Source organism: Cupriavidus sp. 05N39, assembly GCF_056397325.1.
This window is the reverse complement of the sequence record NZ_JBFTNE010000060.1, coordinates 43,972-68,614: the sequence shown is the minus strand read 5'-3', so window position 1 is coordinate 68,614 and position 24,643 is coordinate 43,972. Positions and strand designations below refer to the sequence as shown.

Sequence of the window (24,643 nt, the reverse complement as noted above, 5' to 3'; positions counted from 1 at the left end):
ATCTCAGGCCGGCAGCGAGTCCTAAAGGCCGTTCGCGAAAAGCGAGCGGCTTTTTTTCTTCATTTTCGTAAAACGAAGGGGGGAAAACGGGGGTATGCTGTTTGGACGGGTCTTGCAAGTGCGGGGAGCAGCATTTGCACAATGCATTGAATCGTTGGCACCTATCTTGCAATCGATTCATGAGACCCAATTTACGCCTAAATGACTGACTGGGGAAAATGATGTCCGGAACACAACTCCTCCCGGCTGAGCCGATTCGCTTGCCACTGTTGCCCCTGCGCGACGTGGTGGTGTTTCCGCACATGGTGATCCCACTGTTCGTGGGACGTCCGAAGTCCATCAAGGCGCTGGAAACTGCGATGGAGGCGGGCAAAAGCATCATGCTTGTGGCCCAGAAAACGGCGGCCAAGGATGAGCCGACCGCCGACGACCTCTACGAGGTAGGCTGCATCGCCAACATCCTGCAAATGCTCAAGCTGCCCGACGGCACCGTCAAGGTGCTGGTGGAAGGCACGCAGCGCGCGAATATCCGCGAAGTGAGCGAAGACGAGTCGCACTTCATGTGCGAAGCCGTGCCCGTGCCGCCGGGTCCGGTCGAGACCGCCGAGACGGAGGCGCTGCGCCGCGCCATCGTGTCGCAGTTCGACCAGTACGTGAAGCTGAACAAGAAGATCCCGCCCGAGATCCTGACCTCGCTGTCGGGCATCGACGAGCCGGGTCGCCTGGCCGACACCATCGCCGCGCATCTGCCGATCAAGCTCGAGCAGAAGCAGAAGATCCTGGAGATGGTGAATGTCACCGAGCGCCTGGAGAGCCTGCTGTCGCAGCTCGAGGGCGAGATCGACATCCTGCAGGTGGAAAAGCGCATCCGTGGCCGCGTCAAGCGCCAGATGGAGAAGAGCCAGCGCGAGTACTACCTCAACGAGCAGGTCAAGGCCATCCAGAAGGAACTGGGCGAAGGCGAAGAGGGTGCCGACCTGGAAGAACTCGACAAGCGCATCAAGGCCGCGCGCATGCCGAAGGAAGCCAAGAAGAAGGCCGACGCCGAATTCAAGAAGCTCAAGCTGATGTCGCCGATGTCGGCCGAAGCCACTGTCGTGCGCAACTACATCGACACGCTGGTCAACCTGCCGTGGCGCAAGAAGAGCAAGGTCAACAACGACCTGACCAACGCCGAGCGCGTGCTGGATGAAGACCACTACGGTCTCGAGAAGGTCAAGGAACGCATTCTCGAGTATCTCGCGGTGCAACAGCGCGTGGACAAGGTGAAGGCGCCGATCCTGTGCCTGGTGGGCCCCCCCGGCGTGGGCAAGACCTCGCTCGGCCAGTCGGTGGCGCGCGCGACGAACCGCAAGTTCGTGCGCATGGCACTGGGCGGCGTGCGTGACGAGGCCGAGATCCGCGGCCACCGCCGCACGTACATCGGCTCGATGCCCGGCAAGATCCTGCAAAGCCTGGCCAAGGTCGGCGTGCGCAATCCGCTCTTCCTGCTCGATGAAATCGACAAGATGGGCATGGATTTCCGCGGCGATCCTTCGTCGGCATTGCTCGAGGTGCTGGACCCGGAACAGAACCACACCTTCCAGGACCATTACATCGAGGTCGATTTCGACCTGTCCGATGTGATGTTCGTGGCGACCTCGAACTCGCTCAACATTCCGCCTCCGCTGCTGGACCGGATGGAAGTGATCCGCCTGTCGGGTTACACCGAGGAAGAGAAGGTCAACATCGCCCAGCGCTACCTGCTGCCCAAGCAGATCAAGAACAATGGTCTGAAGGCAGGCGAGATGGAAGTGAGCGAAGACGCCCTGCGCGACATCATTCGCTACTACACGCGTGAAGCGGGCGTCCGCTCGCTCGAGCGTGAAGTGTCGAAGATCGCCCGCAAGGTGGTCAAGCTGCTGCTGCTCAAGAAGGAAACGGGCACGGTCAAGGTGGCATCGGAGAACCTGGATAAATTCCTTGGCGTGCGCAAGTACGACTTCGGCCTGGCCGGCAAGGAAAACCAGGTAGGCCAGGTGACCGGTCTGGCGTGGACGGAAGTGGGCGGCGATCTGCTGACCATCGAAGCCGCGATCATGCCGGGCAAGGGCAACATCACCCGCACCGGTTCGCTGGGCGACGTGATGAAGGAATCGGTCGAGGCCGCACGTTCGGTGGTGCGCTCGCGGGCACGTCGTCTGGGCATTACGGACGAGATGTTCGAGAAGCGCGATATCCACATCCACGTGCCCGAAGGCGCCACCCCCAAGGATGGTCCTTCGGCCGGCGGTGCGATGACCACGGCGCTGGTGTCGGTGCTCACGGGTATCCCGGTGCGCGCCGACGTGGCCATGACCGGGGAAATCACGTTGCGCGGTGAAGTCCTGCCGATCGGCGGCCTCAAGGAGAAACTGCTTGCGGCCCATCGCGGCGGTATCAAGCTGGTGCTGATCCCCGAGGAAAACGTGAAGGATCTCGCGGAGATCCCGGACAACGTCAAGAACGCCATCGAGATCGTCCCGGTGCGCTGGATCGACAAGGTCCTGGAACTCGCGCTCGAGCGCAAGCCCGAGCCTCTGCCGGAGGAAGTGGCCAAGCCCGCCGATGTGGCGGACAAGGGTGCTGCCAAGGTCGAGATGATTCATCACTGACGCCGGCGATGGCGCTGCCCGGATCCTGCGATCCGGGCCGGGCGTTGCCAAAGCAGGCCGCTTTTGAAAACGCCGCGGGCTTTTCCCCGCGGCGTTTTTCTATTTCGCCTCACATTGTTCGGCGCCGCAGGCGTGCAGGCAGCGGGTGCTTTTTGCGTTTCTCAAAATGTCCGCGAAGAATACTTGGCAAAATGCCAGGGGCTGTATTACACTTGCGCCCTCGCAACGCAAACAGCAGTAATTACTCTGATATGTGCGCGGCGATGCTTGCAGCATGCAGTGCGGCTGCGGTACGAGCGGGTGCTTAGCTCAGTTGGTAGAGCGGCGCCCTTACAAGGCGTAGGTCGGGGGTTCGAGCCCCTCAGCACCCACCACGCTCCTGCCGCAAGACAATCCACACAGATGACGCGTGCTGCCGCACCGATACAGGAGTGGTAGTTCAGTTGGTTAGAATACCGGCCTGTCACGCCGGGGGTCGCGGGTTCGAGTCCCGTCCACTCCGCCAAATACGCAGTCAGCAAAACGGGCCCTTAGCGGCCCGTTTTGCTTTTTGCGCTTTCTGCATTCGGCGCGTCTTCCCCCCTCTTTCCTGAGGGCCGGCAAGGGTGCGGGCCCTGATCGCGTATCTGGCGGTGTTTTGCACCGCCGAGCCACTGCTGGCGCGAGGGGACGGTACGCGATATCGCAGGTTTCCTGTCCGAGCCGGATGCCATCGGGCGTTGCCCGGCGAGGCCGCACCGGCCGCCAAATCGCGTGAAGCTTGCCGCTCCTGATAGAATCCCGGAGTTTGCCGTTCGGTACCAACCCTTTTCCTGAGTCAGCATGCTTGATTTCGTACGCAACAACCGGCGCTTGATGCTTTTGCTGCTGCTGGTGCTTGTCTTCCCGTCGTTCGTGTTCTTCGGCGTGGAGAGCTACTCGCGTTTCATGGACAGCTCGCACGATCTTGCCAAGGTCGATGGCCGCGCCATTACGGCGCAGGAAGTGGATAACGTGGTGCGTGACCAGAGCGAGCGCATGCGCCAGATGCTCGGCGCGAACTACGATCCGCGCCAATTCGAAGGCGCGCTGGCGCGCCAGCAGGTGCTCGACCAGCTGATCCTGCAGCGCGTGGTGGCCAATGAGGTGGCCAACAAGCACCTCACGGTGTCCAACGAACGCCTGTTCGAGACCATCAGCAGCATTCCCGCCATCGCCCAGCTGCCGAAGAAGAAGGACGGCACGATCGACGACAAGGCCTATGTTGACCTGCTCGCCCAGCAAGGCATGACGCCGGAGCAGTTCGATGCGCGCATGCGTTTCGATCTCGCCACCCAGCAGCTCGGCACTTCCATCGCTGCCACCGCCTTCGTGCCGAAGTCCTTGCTCGACCGGCTGATCGCCATTCGCGACCAGCAGCGCGAGGTGCAGGCGCTGCAGCTCAAGCCGGCCGAATTCGCCGCCAAGGTCAATCCCGACGAAGCCGCGCTGAAGGCGTACTACGACAGCCACAAGGCGCAGTTCTCGGTGCCCGAGCAGGCCAAGGTCGAATACCTGGTGCTGTCGGCCGACGCGCTGGCGGCATCGACGCCGGTGACGCCCGAAGAGCTCAAGTCCTACTACGACAGCAACATCGCGCGCTTCCGCACGGAAGAGCAGCGCCGCGCCAGCCATATCCTGATCGGCTCGCCCAAGGATGCCCCGGCGGCGGATCGCCAGGCAGCCAAGGAAAAGGCCACCAAGCTGCTCGAGGACCTGCGCAAGCATCCCGAAACGTTTGCCGATGTGGCCCGCAAGCAATCGCAGGATCCGGGCTCTGCGGAGAAGGGCGGCGACCTCGGCTTCATGGGCCGCGGCGCACTGGTCAAGCCGTTCGAGGATGCGATGTATGCGCTCAAGGATGGCCAGATCAGCGACGTGGTGGAGACCGATTACGGCTACCACATCATCAAGCTCACCGGCATCAAGGCTGCCGAAACCAAGCCGCTCGACCAGGTCCGTACCGAACTGGAAGCCGAATTGCGCAAGCAGCTCGCCGCCAAGAAGTACACCGAACTGGCTGATTCGTTCGGCAACACGGTCTACGAACAGTCCGACAGCCTCAAGCCTGCTGCCGACAAGTTCAAGCTGGCCATCCAGAGCGCCGACAACGTGACCCGCCAGCCCAACCCGGCGCTGGGTGCGCAAAGCCCGCTCAACAATGAGAAGCTGCTCAAGGCCCTGTTCGGCGACRATTCCGTCAAGAACAAGCGCAATACCGAAGCCGTGCAGGTGGGCCCGACCACGCTGGTGGCGGCACGTATCGTCGAATATCGCCCGGCCACGGTGCGCAAGTTCGAAGACGTGCAGGCCAAGGTGCGCGAAGGCTATATCGCCCAGCAGGCGGCCGAGCTCGCCGTGAAGGCGGGTGCGGAGCGTCTCGAGGCGTTGAAGAAGAGCGGCGGCGCCGACGGCTTCGGCGCGCCGGTAACGGTCTCTCGCGCCAAGGCCGATGGCCTGCCGCCGAAGGCGGTCGAAGCCGTGATGCGGGCCGATACCGCCAAGCTGCCCGCGTTCGTGGGCGTGGACCTTGGTGCCGCCGGCTACGCCATCTATCGCATCGGCAAGGTCAGCCAGCCTGCGCAGGCCGATGCCGCGCAACGCCAGGGCGAGGCCCAGCAACTGGGGCAGATGGTTGGCCAGAGCCAGCTGGAGGCCTTCTATGAGAGCCTGAAGGACCGCGCCAAGGTGAAGCTGCTCAAGCCCGCCACCACGACGGAAGCGGGTGCCGCCAGCGGTGCCGGCGCGCAGTAAGCACAGCCCGCAAACATGAAAAAGGCGCCTCCGGGCGCCTTTTTCATGATCCGCGCCGCAAGGGCTCAGCGCCCCGCGGTCCGGGCTGCCGGTGCCTTCAGCAGTGGCTCGAGCTGCGGCCAGACTGTGTCGAGCAGCGTGCCCTGCGCTTGTGCCGTGGGATGAATGCGGTCAGCCTGGAACCACTCTGGCCTGGCGACGACCCGCTCCAGCAGGAAAGGCACCAGCCGGACCTTGTATTCGCCGGCCAGCCTGGGGYAGAGCGAGAAGAATCGCTCGGTGTAGTCCGGCCCGTAGTTGGGCGGGATGCGCATCCCCACGAGCAGCACGCCGGCCTTGGCTTGCTGCGCGCTGGCGACGATGCTGCGCAGGTTGGCCTCGGTGGTCTGCAGCGGCAGGCCGCGCAAGGCATCGTTGGCGCCCAGTTCGACGATGACCACCGCAGGGTGGTGCCGCGCCAGCAGGTCGGGCAGGCGTGTCTTGCCGCCTACCGTGGTCTCGCCGCTGATGCTGGCATTCACGACGCTATAATCGAAACGCTCCGCCCGCAACCGCGTCTCCAGCAGCTTGACCCAGCCGGCATCGCGCGCGATGCCGTATTCCGCGGACAGGCTGTCGCCCAGCACCAGGATGGCGGGCGCTGCCGCCCGGGCCATCGGCGCCGCCGCAGGCAGCAGCGTGGCCGTGCATACCGCCAGCGCCAGCTTTCGCCAACCGCACCAGAACTTCTTGCTCATGTCTTCATCCATTCTTGCAGTCGAGTCATTAGGAAAGACCGTAGCCGACACGACGGGTTCGCTGACGATTTTGCATGACGTCACGTTTTCCGTCACGCCCGGCGAAACGCTGGCCRTTGTCGGCGCATCCGGCTCGGGCAAGTCAACCCTGCTTGGCTTGCTGGCGGGCCTGGACCTGCCTACCACGGGCACCGTCAGGCTCAATGGCCAGGACCTGTTCCAGCTCGACGAAGACCAGCGCGCCGCGCAGCGCGGGCGCCATGTGGGCTTTGTGTTCCAGTCTTTCCAGCTGGTCGGGCACCTGAATGCCCTGGAGAACGTGATGCTGCCGCTGGAGTTGCGCGGCGAAACCGCCGGTGTCCGCGAGCGCGCCGCCGACATGCTTGCGCGGGTAGGACTGGGCGGGCGCCTGTCCCACTATCCGCGCACGCTCTCCGGCGGCGAGCAGCAGCGCGTGGCGCTGGCGCGCGCCTTTGTGGCGCGTCCCGATATCCTCTTTGCCGACGAGCCTACCGGCAGTCTCGACACGGCTACCGGCGAGGCCGTGATTGCGTTGATGTTCGAGCTCAATCGCGATGCCGGCTCAACGCTGGTGCTGGTCACGCACGATCGCTCCGTGGCAGCCCGCTGCGGGCGCATCCTGACCATCGACGCCGGCCGCGTGGCCAGCGACGAATGGATGACGGCCCCCGTGTAGGCGCTGGGCCAGCGTCAGGCGTTGCCCAGTGCCGCCCGCGCCCGCGCGATCAGGGCGCTGGTGGAGGCATCGTGCGCAGGCTCCTGGCCACTGGCGGCCGCGTTGGCCTCGCCAGTGAGCTCGCACTCGATCGGCTTGGCCAGGATCTTGCCCAGTTCCACGCCCCATTGGTCGAATGAATTGATGTTCCACACCACGCCCTGCACAAAGGTGCGGTGCTCATAAAGCGCGATCAGCGCGCCGAGCGTGTGTGGCGTGACGTCTTCCATCAGCAGCGTGTTGCTTGGGCGATTGCCCTCGAACACCATGTGGGCGATGCGGATTTCATCGCTCAGGCCGCTCGCGCGCAGTTCCTCCGCGGTGCGCCCGCGCATGAGCGCCTCGGCCTGGGCAAAGCAATTGGCAAGCAGCTTGGCATGATGGCCGGGCAGGACGCGCGGGGGCCGCAGCGGAGCCACGAAATCCACCGGCACGATCTGCGAGCCCTGGTGGATCAGCTGGAAATAAGCATGCTGGCCGTTGGTGCCGGCGGAGCCCCAGACCACCGGCGCGGTATGGGCGCGCACGTGCCGGCCATCGAGCTGGACGGATTTGCCGTTGCTCTCCATTTCCAGTTGCTGCAGGAAGGCGGGAAACAATTCGAGCGAGGTCGAATACGGTGCCATGCAACTGGTCGGCATGCCGAAGAAATTGCGGTACCAGATGCCGATCATGCCCAGCACGACCGGCATGTTCCGCTCCAGCGGCGCACTGCTGAAATGCTCGTCCATGGCGCGGCCGCCGGCCAGCAGGTCGGCGAAGGCATCGAAGCCCACCGCCAGTGCGATCGACAGCCCGACCGAGGACCACAGCGAGAAGCGTCCGCCGATCCAGTCCCAGAATTCGAACATATGCGCGGGGTCGATGCCGAAAGCGCGCACCGCCTCCACGTTGGTGGATACGGCGGCGAAATGGCTGGCCAGCTGGTTCCTGGCCACGCCCCTGTCAAGGAACCACTGGCGCGCGCTACAGGCGTTGGCCATGGTTTCCAGCGTGGTGAAGGTCTTCGAGCAGACAATCACCAGGGTCTGCTCAGGGTCGAGCCGATCCAGGGTCTCGGCCAGTTCGGTGCCGTCCACATTGGAGACGAAATGCATGCGCGGCCCRTTGCCCGCCAGGTGGGAGAGCGCGCGGCACACCATGCGCGGGCCGAGGTCCGAGCCGCCGATGCCGATATTGATGACGTCCGTGATGCGCTTGCCCGTGGCGCCGGTCCAGTCGCCGCTGCGCACGCGTTCCGAGAACACCCGCATGCGGTTCAGTACGTCGTGGATGGCGGGCATCACCGGCTTGCCATCCACCTTGAAGCTTGCGTCGGGACCGGCGCGCAACGCAATGTGCAGCACCGCGCGGTCCTCGGTGGCATTGATGTGGTCGCCCGCGAACATGGCATCCCGGCGCTTGGGTACGCCGGCTTCGTCCGCCAGCTGCATCAGCAATGCCACGGTCTGTGGCGTAATGCGGTTTTTCGAGTAGTCGAGATACAGGCCTGCGGCTTCCAGCGAGAACTGCTTGACGCGCTGGCTGGCGGCGCCGTCGGCGAACCACTCGCGCATCGGCGTCTCGCGAATGGCGTCGTGATGTTGCAGGAGAGAGTGCCAGGCGTGTAGGTCTGTGGGCATGCGTGCGTAATTCTTGAAGGCCAGCGCGGAAGTACCGTTCTAAGCTAGGTTTCAGCCATATTTTATTGTTCCCGGGCAGGCCGTTTGGCGGGCCTGGTCCGGCCGTCGGGAGCGGCTTAAGTATAACGCGCACTTTTGGCGCGACTTTAGGATTTGGCAGCAAAGCACAGCATTCATGCCATTAGCGGAAACAATAGCAGGGCGAATCCTTTCCGGCTATCGGTGGTGTTCTGACATCAGCCCGGGCGGYCAAGCCGGCGGGCGACCGCGCGCAATGCCGATTCCCCTCCCGCCACACACACGCCGCCGGCGCAGATCACCGCCACGCCCAGCGCCGTGATCCAGTCCGGCAACTGGCCGAATGCCAGGTAGCCGATCGTCGTGGCCGACAGGATCTGCAAATAGAGAAAGGGGCTGAGAAACGAGGCATCGGCATACTGGAACGCCCGGATCACAAAATAATGTCCAACCGAACCGGTGATGCCGGTGCTCACCAGCAGCACCGCTTGCAGGGGCGTGGGCACCGCGTGGAACCAGAAAAAGGGCACCAGCAGCGTGGTCAGGGCGGCGCCGGTGACGCCACTCTGGATCAGGGTGGTCATGGGGGCGTCGTGCGCGGCGATGCGTCGCGTCAGCATCTGCATCAGCGCGAACACCAGCGCGGACAGCAGGCCCAGCGCAATACCCGCCCCGCTCAGCTCGCCGCCCGGCCGCACCACGATCAGCATGCCGGCGAAGCCGATCGCCACGCCACTCCAGCGGCTGACGCGCGCATGCCGTCCCGGCCGCTCGCCGAGCAGCCAGGGCGACAGCGCCACCACGAAGAGCGGGGCACAGAAATTGAGCGCGGTGGCCTCGGCCAGCGGCATCAGCTTGAGCACGCTGAAGAACACCAGGGTCGAAACCAGCATCAGCCCGCCGCGCAGCCATTGCAGGCCGGGCTTTACCGGACGCCATTGCTGGCGGAAGCGCGCCGGCCCTAGCAGCAGGAAGATGGCGATCACATGGCCGACATAGCGCACCCAGGCTACCGCTGCCACCGGCAGGCCTTGCTGCGTCAACGTCTTGCTGCTGGCGTCCAGCAGGCTGAGGATCCACTGGCCGAGCACCAGCAGGGCAATGCCGGTGAGCAACTGGCGCCGGGCCGGCGAAGTGGCTGTCGCGCTTGCGGCGGACAGCCGGGTAACGCTGTCGGTGGCCTTGTTCATGAGCCGCGCGGATCTCGCAGCAAGGCATTGAACAGGCTGCGCATCGGCGTGTAGAGCTCGCTGGCGGTGAGTCCGGCGGGGCCTGTGCCGTGAGCCACAAGTTGGTCGGCGGCGCGTCCGTGCAGCCAGACCGCCGCCTGCGCCGCTTGTAGCGCCGGCATGCCCTGGGCGAGCAGGGCGCCGATCATGCCGGCCAGCACGTCGCCGGTGCCGGCAGTCGCTAGCCCGGCGTTGCCGGTCGGGTTGACCGACAGCGCTACGTTGCCGCTGGCGTCCGGTGGCGCCGCGATCACTGTGCCGGAGCCTTTGAGCACGATCACGGCCTGCCATTGCGTGGCCAGCAAGCGTGCCGCCGCCAGGCGGTCGCGCTGGATTTCCGCCACGCCGAGGCCGGCCAGCCGGGCGGCTTCGAGCGGGTGGGGTGTCATCACGCGCACCAGCGGGCTGCCCTCCAGCATGGCAGCCAGCGCGGCATCCGAGGCGAGCAGGTTCAGCGCGTCGGCGTCCAGTACCAGGGCGGGCAACTCGGCGGCGCAGGCGCTGCCGTGCAGCAGTTGCGCGAACTGCTCGCGTGCCGCCGTGCCGGTGCCCATGCCCGGGCCGACCACCAGCGCGGACATGGCAGACAGCGCGATCTCCGCGATCGGGTGCAGCATCAGTTCCGGTTGCACGGGGTCTAGCAGCGGCGCGGGCTGCGCCAGGAAGCCGATGTGCACGCGCCCGGCGCCAAGGTGCAGCGCGGCGCGCGCGCCGAGCAGCGGCGCGCCGGTCATGCCGATGCCGCCGCCGATCACGGCGAGCGAGCCGAACGTGCCCTTGTTGGTGGCATGGCGGCGCGCGGGCAGTGCCCTGGCGAACGAAGCCGGCACGTTGACCGTGGCGCAGGCCGGCTGGGCCGGGGGGTAGGGCAGGCCCAGCGGGGCGATATCGACTTCACCCGCGCAATCGCGTCCATCGAGCGTCAGCAGGCCCGGCTTGGCCGCAATGAAGGTCAGCGTGCGGCAGGCGCGGACCGCCGGCGCGCCGCCGCCGGTATCGGCGAACAGCCCGCTCGGGATGTCGAGCGCGAACACCGGCAACTCTGAGTCCGCCAGATGCGCGATCCACTGCGCCATAAAGCCATCGGCGGCACGGTTCAGGCCGATGCCGAGCAGTCCGTCGACCAGCGCGCGGGTATCCCCGGGAATCGCAGGCAGGGTGCCGTGGCAGGCCGTCTCCGGCAGCGCGCGCAGCGTGACGCCCGCCGCGCGCGCCTCGAGCCAGGCGCGGCCGGCGTCGGCGGGCAGGCGATCGGGCTCGGCGGTCAGCCACACCTGGACCTGGCGCCCGGCCTGGTGCAGACGGGTGGCGGCCACCAATGCGTCGCCGCCGTTGTTGCCGGGTCCGGCCAGCAACAGCAGCGGGCCAGCCGGGGCATGGTGTGCCAGCCAGGCGGCCGCGGTATTTCCTGCCCGCGTCATCAGTTCGAAGGCGGGCAGGCTGGCCATGGCGGTGGCTTCGACCTGGCGGATGGCCGCCACGCCGTAAAGCGGGATCTCGCTGGCGCTGGCGGTGTCCAGGGGCAGCCAGGCGTCGGTGGGCAGTACCGTGGCTGGCGCGTGCGTGGGCGGGATCTGGGTAGGGGTTTGCATGGTCAGCGCGGGCCTAAGCCATAGCGGGCGGGGGTCAGGCCGTCCAGGTCGATGCCGGGGTGGTTGCCCGCGATCAGGTCGGCGGCGATGCGGCCGGAGCCRCATGCCATGGCCCAGCCCGTGGAGCCGTGACCCAGGTTGAGAAAAAGGCCGGGCACGGCGGTGGCGCCAATCAGCGGCGGGCCGTCAGGCAGCATGGGGCGGGCGCCGGCCCATAGCGTGGCGTTGTCATAGTGGCCGGCGACGGGAAACCAGTCGCGCGCCACCTTGAGCAAGGTGTTGATGGCGGCGGGGCGCAGGTCGAGCTTGCGCGAGCCGAGTTCGGCGGTGCCGGCAATCCGCATGCGGTTGCCCATGCGCGTGACGGCCACCTTGTACGACTCGTCCATCAGCGCGGCCAGCGGCGCCTGCAGTTCGTCGCTGACCTGCACCGTGGCGGAGTAGCCTTTGACCGGGTAGAGCGGGATGCGCAGGCCAAGCGGGCGCAGCAAGGCGGCGCTGGCGACGCCGGCGCTCACCAGTACGCGATCGGCGGTGCGTGTTTCGCGCGTGGCGCCGGCAGCGCCGGCGCGCAGGTCCAGCGCGAGCTTGCCGCCCGGCAGCGGCCGCAGCGCACAGGCGTGGCTGTCCATGACGAAGCGCACGCCGGCGGCTTCCGCCAGCATGCGCAGCCGGCGCACGAACATCGGGCAGTTGCCGGATTCGTCCTCGGGCAGGTGCAGCCCGCCGGCCAGCGGCGTGTCGGTGGTGAGGCCGGGCTCGATGCCCCGGCAGCCAGCGGCATCGACCAGCCGGTGCGGCACCTTGTGCTCGCGCAGCAAGGCCAGCGCCGGTTCGGCCAGGCTCCGGTCGCGCTCGGTGCGGAACAGTTGCAGGTAGCCTTGCGACTGCTCGTAGTCGATCTCCAGCTGGCTGCGCAGCGTGTGCAGGCATTCCCGGCTGTAGAAGGCCAGGCGCTGCATGCGCAGCTTGTTGACACGGTAGCGCTCCAGCGTGCATTCGCCCAGCCAGCGCGCGATCCAGCGCCACATGGCCGGATCGGCGCTGGGCCGGAACAGCACGGGCGAGGTGCTGGCAAAGAGGTTGCGCAGCACCTTGCCCGGCATGCCGGGCGCGGCCCACGGGGTAACGTAGCCGGGCGCGATCACGCCGGCATTGCCGAAGCTGGATTCCTGCGCCGGCGCGGCGCGCCGTTCGACCACGGTCACTTCGAAGCCGGCTTCGCGCAGGTACCAGGCGGAGCAGACGCCGATCACGCCGGCGCCGATCACGATCACATGCATGGCACTCCGTTGAGGGCCGGACCGGCCCTCGCTGTCGATGGCTACTTCAACTCTTTTTGCATGACCACGTCGGGCAGCCAGGTGACGATTTCCGGCCACACGGTGACGATGGCGATCGCCACCACCATCATCATGAAGAATGGCAGCGACACCCGGGCTATGTAGTTGCTGTCCTTGCCTGTCATGCTCTGCAGCACGAACAGGTTGAACCCCACCGGCGGCGTCACTTCGGCGATTTCCACCAGCAGCACGATGAATATCCCGAACCATACCAGATCGAAACCCGCCGCCTGCACCATCGGCAGCACCGTGGCGGTGGTCAGCGCGATCATGGAAATGCCGTCGAGCGCGGTCCCCAGCAGGATATAGATCACCGTCAGCACGGCGATCAGCGCCCATGGCGACAGGTGCATCGCGGCCACCCATTCCGCCAGCGCGCGCGGGATGCCCGTGAAGCTCATGGTCACCGACAGGAAGGAGGTGGCGCCCAGGACGAACATGATCATCGCGGTCAGCCGGGTGGCCGACATCAGGCTCTCCCAGAAGGCCTTGCGCGTCAGCGATCCGCCCACCCACGCCAGCGCCAGCGAAGCCACCACGCCGTATGCCGCGGCTTCCGTGGCGGTGGAGTAGCCGGTGATCATGATCCAGGTGATAAAGGCGATGAGCACGATGCAGGGCATCAGCTGGCGGATCGAGGCGAGCCGCGAGCGCCAGTCGAAGCGTTCCGCCTGCGGCGTCTTGTCCGGGTTCGAGAGCGCCCACACCACGATATAGCCGGAGAACAGCAGCATCAGCAGCAGGCCGGGCAGGAAGCCGGCCAGGAACACGCGGATGATCGACACATCGGCCGAGACCGCATAGACCACCATGGTGATCGAAGGCGGAATCAGGATGCCGAGCGTGCCGGCGCACGACAGCGAGCCCAGCGTGACGCGCTCGTCGTAGCCGCGCCGTGTCAGTTCGGGCAGCGCGGATTTGGCGATGGTGGCGCAGGTGGCGGCCGACGAGCCCGACACGGAGCCGAAGATGCCGCACCCCAGGATGTTGACGTGCATCAGCCGCCCCGGCAGCCAGTTCAGCCAGGGCGACAGCCCGTTGAACATCTGCTCGGACAGCTTGGTGCGGAAGAGTATCTCGCCCATCCAGACAAAGAGCGGCAGCGATGCCAGCGTATAGGAAGCGCTGGACGACCACCAGGCATTGGCCAGATTGACCAGCGCATCGCGGTCGGCGAAGACCACCAGCCCCACCCAGGAGGTGACGGCGATGGCAACCGGAATCCACGCGCCGATGACCAGGAAGACGATCATCACCACCAGCAGGATCAGGGAAATCAGGACGGTGCTCATCAGACGGTCTCCCCGAAATCGCCGGCGGCCAGCTTGGCTTCCTGCGCCAGCTGGTAGCGCGGCTTTTGCCGGCGCGCCACGCGCTGCAGTTCGTCGAGCACTGCCAGCATGAAGCCGGCACAGCCCAGCACCGCGAAGCTCTGCGGAATCCACAGCGGCACCACGATCTGGCCCTGCGAGACATCGCCGATCTCCCAGCTCTGCCAGGCGAAGGAGAACAAGGCCCAGGTGGCATAGGCGGCGAACACCGCGCAGATGACCAGCGAGACCAGTTCGAGCCACCAGCGCATGCGCGGTTTGACGGCCTCCAGCAACATTTCCACGCGCACGATGCCGCCATGCTGGAAGGTCTGGCCAAGGACGAGGAAGGCGGAAGCGGCGCACAGCCACGCAACGATGTCGTCGCCGCCCTTGAAGATGATGGTGGTCTCGCGCGAGAACGACATCAGGATCATGATGATGCAGACCCCGAGAATGCATAGCGCGCCGAGCACGGCGAACAGGTCAAGCAGCCGGTCCAGCCAGCGCTTGTTGACGGAAGGAGCTTCCATGGCGAGAGGGGAGGGAGAATGCGGTGAAAAAAGGGCGCGGGATGCTGCGGCAGCAGTGGCCGTGGCGGCAGGCAGTGCCGCCGCGGCCGGATACGGATCGCTTGTTTCTCGCTACTTCGCTTACTTCTTGTAGGCGTCGAGAATGGCCTTGCCGTCGTCGCCGGCGCCCTTGGCCCATTCGTCCACCATCACCTGGCCAACTTTCTGCATGTCCTGCTTGAGCTGGGGCGAGGGCGGCTGCACCGTCATGCCGTTCTTGCCGAGCACGGCCAGGTACTCACGCGTTTTCTGCTCCGATACCTGCCAGCCGCGCTTCTCGGCCTCGGCAACGGTCTTGAGCAGGGCGTCCTGGGTCGGCTTGTCCAGCGCGGCGAAAGACTTCTTGCTGACCACCAGCATGTTCTTGGGCAGCCAGGCATCGACGGTGTAGAAGTACTTCACGCTCTCCCACACCTTGGTGTCGACGCCGGTGGCGCCCGAGGACATGAAGGAGTTCACAGTGCCCGTCGCCAGCGCCTGGGCGAGGTCGGCGGCCTGGATCGTCACCGGCTGCGCGCCCACGAGCTCGGCGATCTTGGAGGTGGCGGGGTTATAGGCGCGCCACTTCAGGCCCTTCATGTCGCCCGCGTTGTTGAGCGGCTTGTTGGCGTAGATGCCTTGCGGCGGCCAGGCCACCGCGTACAGCAGTTTCAGGCCTTGCTTGTCGAGCACCTTGTCGGTGACAGCGCGCGAGGCCTGCCACAGCTTGTAGGAGTCCTGGTAGCTGGTGGCCAGGAAGGGCACCGCATCCACGCCGAACACCGGGTTCTCGTTGGCCAGCAGCGACATCAGGATCTCGCCCATCTGGACCTGGCCGGTCTGCACGCCGCGCTTGATCTCGTTGGCCTTGAGCAGCGAACCGTTGGGGTGGATCACGATCTTCAGCTTGCCGCCGGTGGCCTTCTCCACGTCGCTGGCCATTTGCTGCAGGTTCTCGGTGTGCAGGTTGCTGACCGGGTAGCCGGTCGGCAGGTCCCATTTGGTCTCGGCTTGCGCGGCGGACATCATGACGGAGGAGGTGGCAAGCACCCCGCCCAGCAGCATGTACTTCAGTGTTGCCTTCCCTTGCATCGATCTCTCCTGGTTGATCGTTTTGGCTGATACGTCTTTGTCTGTCTTTGACTTTTGTTTCTTATCTTTGCTGCCCGTGCAACCTGGCTCATGGATTGCACGGCGGTGTGCGGCTTGGCCCGGCGCCTCAGGCGGCCGGCTTGACGATGGATTCCAATGCAATTGCCGTGCCCAGCAGTTGCGCGTCGCGCAGCGCACCGTGCGAGAGCATCAGGCCGACCGGCAATTCGTCGGGCTGGTGGCAGGGCAGCGAGATCGAACAGCCGTCAAGGAAGTTGAAGGCCGAGGTATTGCGCAGCAGCAGGGCATTGGTGCGGAAGAACAGGGCATCGTCCGCCACCAGCGGGGCGATCGGCGGCGCCACCATCGGCACGGTGGGGCAGGCCACGGCGTCGAAGCCGCCGATGCGCGCCGCAACCCGCGCGATCCAGTCGGCGCGGGCGCGCATAAGGTCGACATAGTCGGCTGCGCCCATGCTGGCGCCGCGGTCGATGCGCGAGGCTACGCGGGGGTCGTATTGCTCGCGCCGGGTGGCCAGCGCGTGGCGGTGGATGGCATAGGCCTCGGCGGCGGTGAAGCCGCCCGCGGCGTTGATGGCGGGCAGTTCGGTCAGTTCGGGCAGGTCGATGTGCTCGATCTGCACGCCGGCCGCGGACAACCGGCCCAGGGCACGGTCGAAGGCGCGCGCCACGACGGGGTCGAGGTCGTCCAGCAGGTACTGGCGCGGGATGGCCAGGCGAATGCCGGCCGCGGCCTTGATGGCCGGGATGACAGCCTCGTCGGCGATCACGCTGTCCACCAGGACGCAGTCATGCACCGTGCGCGCCATGGCGCAGGCGGTATCCAGGGTGTAAGACAGCGGGAAGGCGCCGTCCAGCGGCACGCGGCGGGCAGTGGGCTTGAAGCCGGCCAGGCCGCACAGGGCCGCAGGGATGCGGATGGAACCGCCGGTATCGCTGCCCAGCCCGGCCACTGCCAGGCCCAGCGCCACGGAGACGGCGGCGCCGGAGGACGACCCGCCGGGAATACGTGCCACCTGCGCATCCGCCGGGTTCACGGGCGTGCCGAAATGCGGGTTGATGCCCACGCCGGAGAAGGCGAACTCCGTCATGTTGGTGCGGCCCACCAGGGCCGCGCCGCTGTCGCGCAGCCGGCGCACCACCGTGGCATCGGCCGTGGCTGCCGCCGCGTCGCTGCGTACCGGTGAGCCGGCGTGCGTGGCTTCGCCGGCGATATTGAACAGGTCCTTGACCGAGACCGGCAGGCCCGCCAGGGGATGCAGGGGCTTGCCGGCCAGGCTGGCGGCGTCGGCCGCCCGCGCTACCTGCGCCGCGGCGTCGAAGGTGGTGCGCAGGAAGACGGCATTGGCCGCCGGCGCCTGCGCAAGCTGCTCCGCTTCAGCGATCACGTCGGCCCGCGAAGTCGCGCCATCGCGAAGTTTTGTCTGTAATGTATGGATATCCGTGGACATTGGGCTCGCGCTCAATCGCGCTCAGGAGGGTTCGGATCGAGTCTATCCAGTGCATTCGCACCGCGCAACCAGCCCGTTGCCGGGCGCGAGAAGGTCCCTGGGATAGTGCGTGAATCGCTTTCTCCGCCCTGTTTTCGTGCAGAATCCACGGTGACATCCCCGATGTTTTGCTTGGATTTATTTTGTGTTTATCCTCATAATTTGTTAATAAACTGTCAAGCCAAATATGGTGGCGGCGGCATCGGGGATATACCTAGTCATCCTTGTCATACCGTCCAGGCACCAACCCACGAAAGGAGTGAAGACATGGCGCGTAAGCCAGCATCCGAGCCAGCCCGGGCCGACGACGACGGCAGCGGGAACGAGGCGTCCGCGCGGTCCGCGGCCAGCGCGTTWGCGCGATCGTCCGGGCCGAATATCGTGTCGTCTTCGCACCTGGTGTCCGAGCGCAGCCCGGAACTGTCCGAGTTCGAGTTCGGCCTGAACACGGCCTACAACGCCTATAGCCGCTGGGTGGTGCGCTGCATGGGCGCCTCCGGCGTGCGCGACCTGACTTTCCTGGATGTGCTGGTGCTCCACCATGTCAACCACCGCGCGCGTCCCAAGCGGCTGGCCGATATCTGCTTTGTGCTCAATGTGGAGGACACCCACCTCGTCACCTACGCGCTCAAGAAGCTGCAGGGCCTGGCGCTGGTGGAGGGCGAGCGGGTCGGCAAGGAAGCCACCTACATCACCACGCCAGCCGGCACGGAAGCCTGCGCGCGCTACCGCGAGATCCGGGAGCAGTGCCTGACCAGCAATTTCTCCGCGGGCAGCGCGGAGAACGCCGAGATCGGCGAGCTGGCACGACTGCTGCGTGTGCTGACCGGCCTGTACGAGCAGGCCGCGCGCTCGGCCACGTCGCTGTAACCGCCCTTGCCGATGCAGCGGCGACTTCCGTAGCGGCCCGGGGCCGGGCTGCTACGGGAATCGCTTGCCTGACGTTCCAGGTTTTTCCCCGACATTGCCATCACACCGCTGCAAGGAATCTCCCATATGTCGCTGCCATTCTCCGCCGCCAATGTCTCGGATCGCCGCCGCTGGCAATTCTGGATCGACCGCGGCGGCACCTTTACCGATGTGGTCGGGCTCAGGCCGGACGGTACGGTGGTCACGCACAAGCTGCTGTCCGAGAATCCGGAGCAATACAGCGACGCCGCCGTGGCCGGCATCCGCCACCTGCTCGGGCTGGCGGCCGACGAGCCAGTCACGCCGGCGCAGGTGGAGGTGGTGAAGATGGGCACCACGGTGGCGACCAATGCCTTGCTGGAACGCAAGGGCGAGCCGGTGGCGCTGTTCATCACGCGCGGTTTCCGGGACGCGCTGCGCATCGCCTACCAGAACCGGCCCCGGCTGTTCGACCTGAATATCGTGCTGCCGGAGCTGCTCTACCGCGAAGTGGTGGAGGTGGGCGAACGCCTGGACGCGCGGGGCGAAACGGTGACGCCGCTCGACGAGGCATCGCTGCGCGCCGATATGCGGCGCGTGTTCGACAGCGGCATCCGCGCCATCGCCATCGTGTTCCTGCACGGCTACCGGCAAGCGGCGCACGAGCTGGCGGCGGCGCGGATCGCGCGGCAGACCGGCTTCACGCAGATTTCCGTGTCGCACCAGGTGTCGCCGCTGATGAAGCTGGTCTCGCGGGGCGATACCACGGTGGTGGATGCCTACCTGTCGCCGATCCTGCGCCGCTACGTGGAACAGGTGGAGCAGCAGATGCCGGGTGTGCGGCTGCAATTCATGCAGAGCAGCGGCGGCCTGACCGATGCGCACCGCTTCCAGGGCAAGGACGCCATCCTGTCCGGCCCGGCCGGCGGCATCGTCGGCATGGTGCGTTCGTCGCAGAGCGCCGGTTTCGGGCGCATCATCGGCTTCGACATGGGCGGCACGTCCACCGATGTCTCGCATTTCAACGGCAGCCATCCCAACGATTTCGAGCGCGTGTTCGAAACCAGCGTGGCGGGCGTGCGCATGCGCGCGCCCATGATGAGCATCCACACGGTGGCCGCGGGCGGGGGCTCCATCCTGCATTTCGACGGCAGCCGCTTCCGCGTCGGCCCGGATTCCGCCGGCGCCAATCCCGGGCCGGCGAGCTACCGGCGCGGCGGCCCGCTGGCGGTGACCGACTGCAACGTCATGCTCGGCAAGATCCAGCCGGGCCATTTCCCCGCGGTGTTCGGCCCGCGCGCCGATGCGGCGCTGGATCGCGATGTGGTGGTGGCGAAGTTCGATGCGCTGGCGCAAGCCGTGTCAGCCGCCACCGGCGATGCGCGCAGCGCCGAGCAGGTGGCCGAGGGCTTCATCGAGATCGCCGTGGGCAATATGGCCAATGCGATCAAGCAGATATCGGTGCAGCGCGGCCACGACGTGACGGGCTACACGCTGACCACCTTCGGCGGCGCGGGCGGCCAGCATGCGTGCCTGGTGGCGGACGCGCTTGGCATGCAGACCGTGTTCGTGCATCCGCTGGCCGGCGTGTTGTCGGCCTACGGCATGGGGCTGGCTGACCGCACCGCGATGCGCGAGCGGGCGGTGGAGGCGCGGCTCGACGCTGCGGCGCTGCCCGTGCTGCAGGCTGTGCTCGATACGCTGGCAGGCGAGGCGCGCCGGGAGTTGCTGGAGCAGGAGGTGGCCGAGGCGCAGATCGACGTGGTGCGCCGCGCGCACCTGCGCTATGAGGGCACGGATTCGGCGCTGGTGGTGCCATTCGGCAGTCAGGCTGCCATGCAGGCCGCGTTCGATGCGGCCTATCGGCAGCGCTATGCCTTCCTGATGCAAGGCAAGCCGCTGGTGGTGGAAGCCGTGTCGGTGGWAGCCATCGGCAGCAGCGAACCGCCCGAGGAAAAGCTGCCCGAGCCGCCGCCGCGCGCAGGCGGCCCGGTGCCGGCGGAGCAGGTGCGCATGTTCAGCGGCGGCAACTGGCACGATACCGGGCTGTTCCCGCGCGATGCGCTGCGACCCGGCGACGTGCTGCCGGGACCGGCCATCATCGCCGAGCGCAATGCCACCACGGTGGTGGAGCCCGGCTGGCAGGCCCAGCTGACCGCGCGCGACCACCTGGTGCTGACCCGCGCCGTGCCGCGTCCCCGGCGGCGCGCGATGGGCACCGACGCCGATCCGGTCATGCTGGAGRTCTTCAACAACCTSTTCATGTCGATCGCCGAGCAGATGGGCCAGCGCCTGCAGAACACGGCGTACTCGGTGAACATCAAGGAGCGGCTCGACTTCTCCTGCGCGATCTTCGATGCCGGCGGCAACCTGATCGCCAACGCCCCGCATATGCCGGTGCATCTTGGTTCGATGGGCGAGAGCATCAAGACCGTGATCGCGCGCAATGCCGGTCGCATGGCCGACGGCGATGTCTACGTGCTGAACGATCCGTACAACGGCGGCACGCACTTGCCCGACGTCACGGTGATCACGCCGGTCTTCGACGAGGCCGGCGCGGAGATTCTCTTCTACGTCGGCTCTCGCGGCCATCACGCCGATATCGGTGGCATCACGCCGGGCTCGATGCCGCCGGACTCCACGGTGGTCGAGGAGGAAGGCGTGATGATCGACAACTTCCCGCTGGTGAAGGCCGGCGTGCTTGACGATGCCGGCATGCGCGCGCTGCTGGCCGGCGCGCGCTACCCGGCCCGCAATATCGACCAGAACATGGCCGACCTGCGTGCCCAAGTGGCGGCCAACGCCAAGGGCGTGGAGGAATTGCGCAAGATGGTGGTGCAGTTCGGCCTGCCGGTGGTGCGTGCCTATATGGGGCACGTGCAGGACAACGCCGAGGAAGCCGTGCGCCGCGTCATCACCGCGCTCAAGGACGGCGCCTATCGCTATCCGCTGGACAACGGCGCCCAGATCCGGGTGCGCGTCACCGTGGACCAGGTCCGGCGCGAAGCGGTGGTGGACTTCACCGGCACGTCGGCGCAGTTGTCCAACAACTTCAATGCGCCGCGCGCGGTGTGCATGGCGGCCGTGCTCTATGTGTTCCGCACGCTGGTCAACGAGGATATCCCGCTCAATGCCGGCTGCCTCAAGCCGATCAGGGTGATCATTCCCGAGGGCTCGATGCTGAATCCGCGTTATCCGGCTTCGGTGGTATCGGGCAACGTGGAAACTTCCTCTTGCATCACCAACGCGCTTTACGGCGCGCTTGGCGTGGTGGCGGCCAGCCAGGGCACCATGAACAACTTCACCTTCGGCAACGATCGCTACCAGTATTACGAGACCATCTCGGGTGGCAGCGGCGCCGGGCAGGGCTTTAGCGGCTGCGACGTGGTGCAGACCAATATGACCAACTCGCGCCTGACCGATCCGGAGGTGCTGGAATGGCGGTTCCCGGTGCGGCTGGAAAGCTATGAGATCCGGCCGGGATCGGGTGGGGCCGGGCAGCGGCATGGCGGCAACGGTGGTATTCGCAAGGTCCGCTTCCTTGAGCCGATGACGGCGTCGATCCTGTCCAATAACCGCTTGCATGCGCCATTCGGCATGGCTGGCGGCGAGCCCGGCGCCATGGGGCGCAACTACGTTGTGCGCCATGATGGCAGCGAGGAGGCGCTGGGCCATGTCGGCCGCTGCGAGATGGAGGCGGGCGATATCTTCGTGGTGGAAACGCCGGGGGGCGGCGGCTTCGGGGCGGCGTAGGGACCGCGAACGTCCTCGATGTTTTCACGAGCCGAAGCGAGAGCGCTTCGGCTCGTTGCCATTCATGGCGCGCGAAGCAGAATTCAACGTCGAACAGATCCGTCTTTCGTCACTTGGTCTCAAGGCCGTCATCCGGATTTTCAGATCCACCATTTTCGGCAACTCCGGCACTCCTGGCGACGACGCTGAAATAACCGCGTTGCAGCAATTTCCTTGACTTATCCCCAGGTCATTCCTAGGTTTATCAAGACTCCGGGGTGCAAGGCCATAGCGCGATAAATGGCCGATTCTCTTGGGCAGGGAGGGGCGGCGGTGAATCCAGGCAGCAGAGCTATCGTTCTGGTTATTGCGTTGATTGGCTCGATCGCCGTGGGCGGGTGTTCGAAACCGGAACCGGGTCACGTCCTGGACGAGGCGCAGCAGGCGGGCCGCGGCGCGGAGTCGTTCCGGCACGCCGCGGAAGACTATTTTCACGATATGGATCGTGGTGTCGCCCTGACCAGGGAAGAGATCATGGGCCGCAATATGTGGCTCGTCTGGAGTGGCGGCAACGACAGGTTCTGGGACGGCATGACGAACTTCACGTTCGGCGCCTTCGACCTGCTCAAGTCCATCAGCTCGCATCCCGGCCAGGGCTATTCGCGCGACACCCGCTGGAGCTCCCTCGGCCTGGTCAACGAGCCTTGTTTCGAAAAGCCCCTCGCGCCCGATCCGCAACGCTTCGGGCTATGGCTCGACCAACGGGTGAAGGATTGCCCGGCCGATCCGTTCGAAAACGAACAGGCCTATCCAGGGGTCAGGACCGGCGCGCGCGGCACCACTTTCTCGAACGGCGCGAAGCTCCCGGTCGGCTCCTACTACGGCTATCCCACCGGCATCGTCGGGTTGCGCCTGTTTCCCAATCCGGCTTTTGACGAGAAGGCCGCAAAGGCGTGGGATCCGCAGCGCTATTACACCGATCCGGCCTACTACAACAGAGCCGACCTGGTGCGCCCCTATCGCGTGGGCATGGCCTGCGGCTTCTGCCACGCAGGCCCCAGCCCGGTCCATCCGCCCGCGGACCCGGCGCATCCGAAATGGGCCGACCTGAGCTCCACGGTGGGCGCGCAGTATATGTGGGTGGACCGGCTCTTCATCCACAATGCATCGACGCGCGAAGGCCAGCAGAATTTCATGTTCCAACTCGTGCATACGTTCCGGCCGGGCGCCATGGATACCTCGCTGGTCTCCACGGACAACATCAACAACCCCAGGACCATGAACGCGCTCTACGACCTGATGGCGCGCATGGGCGTGGCGAAGCGGATCGGGCAGGAGAAGCTGGCCGGCGGCGAGCTGAACAACCGGCAGATCAACGACTTCGTGAAAAGCGGCGCGCTGACGCAGTTCTACGCGCCGCCCGATACGGTATGGACGCCGCACGTCCTCAAGGATGGTGCCGACTCGGTCGGGGTGCTGGGCGCCCTGAACCGGGTGTACCTGAATATCGGGCTGTTCAGCGAGGAGTGGCTGCTGCACTTCAATCCTATCCTCGGCGGCAAGTCCATCACGCCCATCGAACTTTCCGTGGCGCAGAGGAACTCGAGCTATTGGAAGGCGACGGAAGCCGGCACCTTCAATACGGCGCTGTTCCTGCTGAAATCGACCCCGCCGGACCACCTGAGCGATGCGCCGGGCGGTGCGTCATTCCTGGCGGACGTGTCGTTGCCGGCCGGCGCCGCGCTGCTTGAACAGGGCAAGAACGTGTTTGCCGATACCTGCGCACGCTGTCATTCCAGCAAGGCGCCGCCGCCGCCGGCCAGCCTGAACCTGCAGAACTGCGCGGGGCCGAACTACCTCGCGTGCTTCATGCGGTACTGGAAATGGACGCAAACGGACGAATTCAAGGCGCAGATGCGCAAGGTCGTCAATGCGCCGGACTTCCTGGAGGGCAACTATCTTTCGTCCGATGCGCGCGTTCCCGTCACGCTGCTGCGCACGAATGCATGCAGTCCGCTGGCGACCAATGCGCTGCGGGGAAATATCTGGGACAACTTTTCGTCGGAGTCCTACAAGACGCTGCCATCGGTTGGCACCATCACGCTCAATGACCCGTTTACGGGTGAGCGCTGGCAGTACCGGATGCCAGCCGGCGGGCGTGGCTACACGCGTGTGCCCTCGCTGATCAGCGTGTGGTCGACCGCGCCGCTCTTCCTCAACAATGCGCTCGGGCCGTTTAGCGAGGATCCTTCGGTGGCAAGCCGGGTGAAGGTATTCGATGCTTCCATCGAGCAATTGCTCTGGCCGGAAAAACGCGCGCGCGACGAGGTCCTGGGGACCAAGGTGCCCGGCGTGATCGACCGCACCACGGAGCGCAGCCAGATCACTGTCCCGGCGGGCTTCGTGCCGGATGCGCTCAAGCCGCTGCAAGGCTTCATGCACCGCTTCGCGCCGTGGCTGGTGGGGGCCGGAGGCGATGTGACCATCGGTCCCGCGCCCAGGCAGATGCCGGTCAACCTGATCGCCAATATCCAGCCGCTGGCGGAAAGCAGCGAAACCGGTGCAAAGGCCGACCACGCGGCCAAGGTGGTGAGCCTTGCGGTCAAGCTGAAGTCCGACCTGGCTTCGGTACCGGAGGGCGCCACCGACGACGATCTGCGAAAGACCTACGCCAACCTCGTCAAGCCCATGCTGAGCCTGAGCAAATGCCCGGATTTCGTGGTGAATCGCGGCCACTACTTCGGCACGGCGGAGTTCAACAACCAGGCCGGCCTGAGCGCCGATGAGCAATCGTTCGGGCAGGAGCCGGTACTGAGCGACGAGGACAAGCGGGCCTTGATTGCCTTTCTCAAGACCTTCTGATGAAGACTGCGCGGCG

Annotated in this window: 16 protein-coding genes and 2 tRNA genes; 9 read left to right on the top strand and 9 right to left on the bottom strand. The window is 65.9% G+C overall.

The genetic code is table 11. From position 1 onward, the window contains the following. Positions 1-221: 221 nt before the first annotated feature. The 4 genes from lon (at position 222) to AC1DN0_RS25920 (ending at position 5,405) form a co-directional block, all read left to right on the top strand. On the top strand, positions 222-2,633 hold the full coding sequence (gene lon, locus AC1DN0_RS25935) for an endopeptidase La (protein WP_035871050.1): 2,412 nt from the start codon (positions 222-224) through the stop codon (positions 2,631-2,633). Between the two features lie 298 nt (positions 2,634-2,931). Beyond that, positions 2,932-3,007, top strand: a tRNA-Val gene (locus AC1DN0_RS25930). A 54-nt stretch (positions 3,008-3,061) separates the two neighbouring features. Then, positions 3,062-3,138, top strand: a tRNA-Asp gene (locus AC1DN0_RS25925). Between the two features lie 317 nt (positions 3,139-3,455). After that, a complete protein-coding gene (locus AC1DN0_RS25920) occupies positions 3,456-5,405 on the top strand; it encodes a SurA N-terminal domain-containing protein (RefSeq protein WP_477146115.1) in 1,950 nt (649 codons plus the stop codon). 65 nt (positions 5,406-5,470) lie between these two features. Here the strand turns inward: AC1DN0_RS25920 and AC1DN0_RS25915 are convergent, their stop codons facing one another. After that, the gene (locus tag AC1DN0_RS25915; protein ID WP_477146114.1) at positions 5,471-6,142 is read right to left on the bottom strand and encodes an arylesterase; all 672 of its coding nucleotides are present in this window, start codon (positions 6,140-6,142) and stop codon (positions 5,471-5,473) included. Between AC1DN0_RS25915 and AC1DN0_RS25910 the strand changes: the two genes are divergently transcribed. Next, the gene (locus tag AC1DN0_RS25910; protein ID WP_477146113.1) at positions 6,141-6,839 is read left to right on the top strand and encodes an ABC transporter ATP-binding protein; all 699 of its coding nucleotides are present in this window, start codon (positions 6,141-6,143) and stop codon (positions 6,837-6,839) included. The two genes, AC1DN0_RS25915 and AC1DN0_RS25910, sit on opposite strands and share 2 nt — an antisense overlap. Positions 6,840-6,853: 14 nt before the next feature. Here the strand turns inward: AC1DN0_RS25910 and pgi are convergent, their stop codons facing one another. The 8 genes from pgi to AC1DN0_RS25870 form a co-directional block, all read right to left on the bottom strand. Beyond that, positions 6,854-8,500, bottom strand: a complete 1,647-nt coding sequence (gene pgi / locus AC1DN0_RS25905; protein WP_477103194.1) for a glucose-6-phosphate isomerase — start codon at positions 8,498-8,500, stop codon at positions 6,854-6,856. A gap of 236 nt (positions 8,501-8,736) precedes the next feature. Beyond that, positions 8,737-9,708 (bottom strand): DMT family transporter, encoded by a 972-nt coding sequence (locus AC1DN0_RS25900; protein WP_477146112.1) that lies wholly within the window; start codon positions 9,706-9,708, stop codon positions 8,737-8,739. Then, a complete protein-coding gene (locus AC1DN0_RS25895) occupies positions 9,705-11,339 on the bottom strand; it encodes an NAD(P)H-hydrate dehydratase (RefSeq protein WP_477111190.1) in 1,635 nt (544 codons plus the stop codon). Before AC1DN0_RS25895 ends, AC1DN0_RS25900 begins: the two co-directional genes overlap by 4 nt. Positions 11,340-11,341: 2 nt before the next feature. After that, positions 11,342-12,622, bottom strand: coding sequence for a D-amino acid dehydrogenase (locus AC1DN0_RS25890; protein WP_477111191.1), 1,281 nt, complete (start codon positions 12,620-12,622; stop codon positions 11,342-11,344). A 41-nt stretch (positions 12,623-12,663) separates the two neighbouring features. Further along, positions 12,664-13,974: a TRAP transporter large permease gene (locus AC1DN0_RS25885; protein ID WP_035870958.1), complete on the bottom strand. Its 1,311-nt coding sequence runs from the start codon at positions 13,972-13,974 to the stop codon at positions 12,664-12,666. Then, positions 13,974-14,525, bottom strand: a complete 552-nt coding sequence (locus AC1DN0_RS25880; RefSeq protein WP_276291272.1) for a TRAP transporter small permease subunit — start codon at positions 14,523-14,525, stop codon at positions 13,974-13,976. Before AC1DN0_RS25880 ends, AC1DN0_RS25885 begins: the two co-directional genes overlap by 1 nt. 120 nt (positions 14,526-14,645) lie before the next feature. Beyond that, the gene (locus AC1DN0_RS25875) at positions 14,646-15,608 is read right to left on the bottom strand and encodes a TRAP transporter substrate-binding protein (RefSeq protein ID WP_441634113.1); all 963 of its coding nucleotides are present in this window, start codon (positions 15,606-15,608) and stop codon (positions 14,646-14,648) included. Between the two features lie 154 nt (positions 15,609-15,762). Beyond that, positions 15,763-17,106 carry an amidase gene (locus AC1DN0_RS25870; protein WP_477111192.1) on the bottom strand — a complete coding sequence of 448 codons (1,344 nt, stop codon included), beginning with the start codon at positions 17,104-17,106 and terminating at the stop codon, positions 15,763-15,765. A gap of 306 nt (positions 17,107-17,412) precedes the next feature. Between AC1DN0_RS25870 and AC1DN0_RS25865 the strand changes: the two genes are divergently transcribed. The 4 genes from AC1DN0_RS25865 (at position 17,413) to AC1DN0_RS25850 (ending at position 24,627) form a co-directional block, all read left to right on the top strand. Continuing rightward, positions 17,413-18,015: a winged helix DNA-binding protein gene (locus AC1DN0_RS25865; protein WP_477146111.1), complete on the top strand. Its 603-nt coding sequence runs from the start codon at positions 17,413-17,415 to the stop codon at positions 18,013-18,015. A 126-nt stretch (positions 18,016-18,141) separates the two neighbouring features. Further along, positions 18,142-21,786, top strand: coding sequence for a hydantoinase B/oxoprolinase family protein (locus AC1DN0_RS25860; RefSeq protein WP_477146110.1), 3,645 nt, complete (start codon positions 18,142-18,144; stop codon positions 21,784-21,786). Between the two features lie 64 nt (positions 21,787-21,850). Then, the gene (locus AC1DN0_RS25855) at positions 21,851-22,003 is read left to right on the top strand and encodes a hypothetical protein (protein ID WP_441634100.1); all 153 of its coding nucleotides are present in this window, start codon (positions 21,851-21,853) and stop codon (positions 22,001-22,003) included. 134 nt (positions 22,004-22,137) lie between these two features. Continuing rightward, positions 22,138-24,627 (top strand): hypothetical protein, encoded by a 2,490-nt coding sequence (locus AC1DN0_RS25850; RefSeq protein ID WP_477111194.1) that lies wholly within the window; start codon positions 22,138-22,140, stop codon positions 24,625-24,627. Positions 24,628-24,643: the final 16 nt, after the last annotated feature.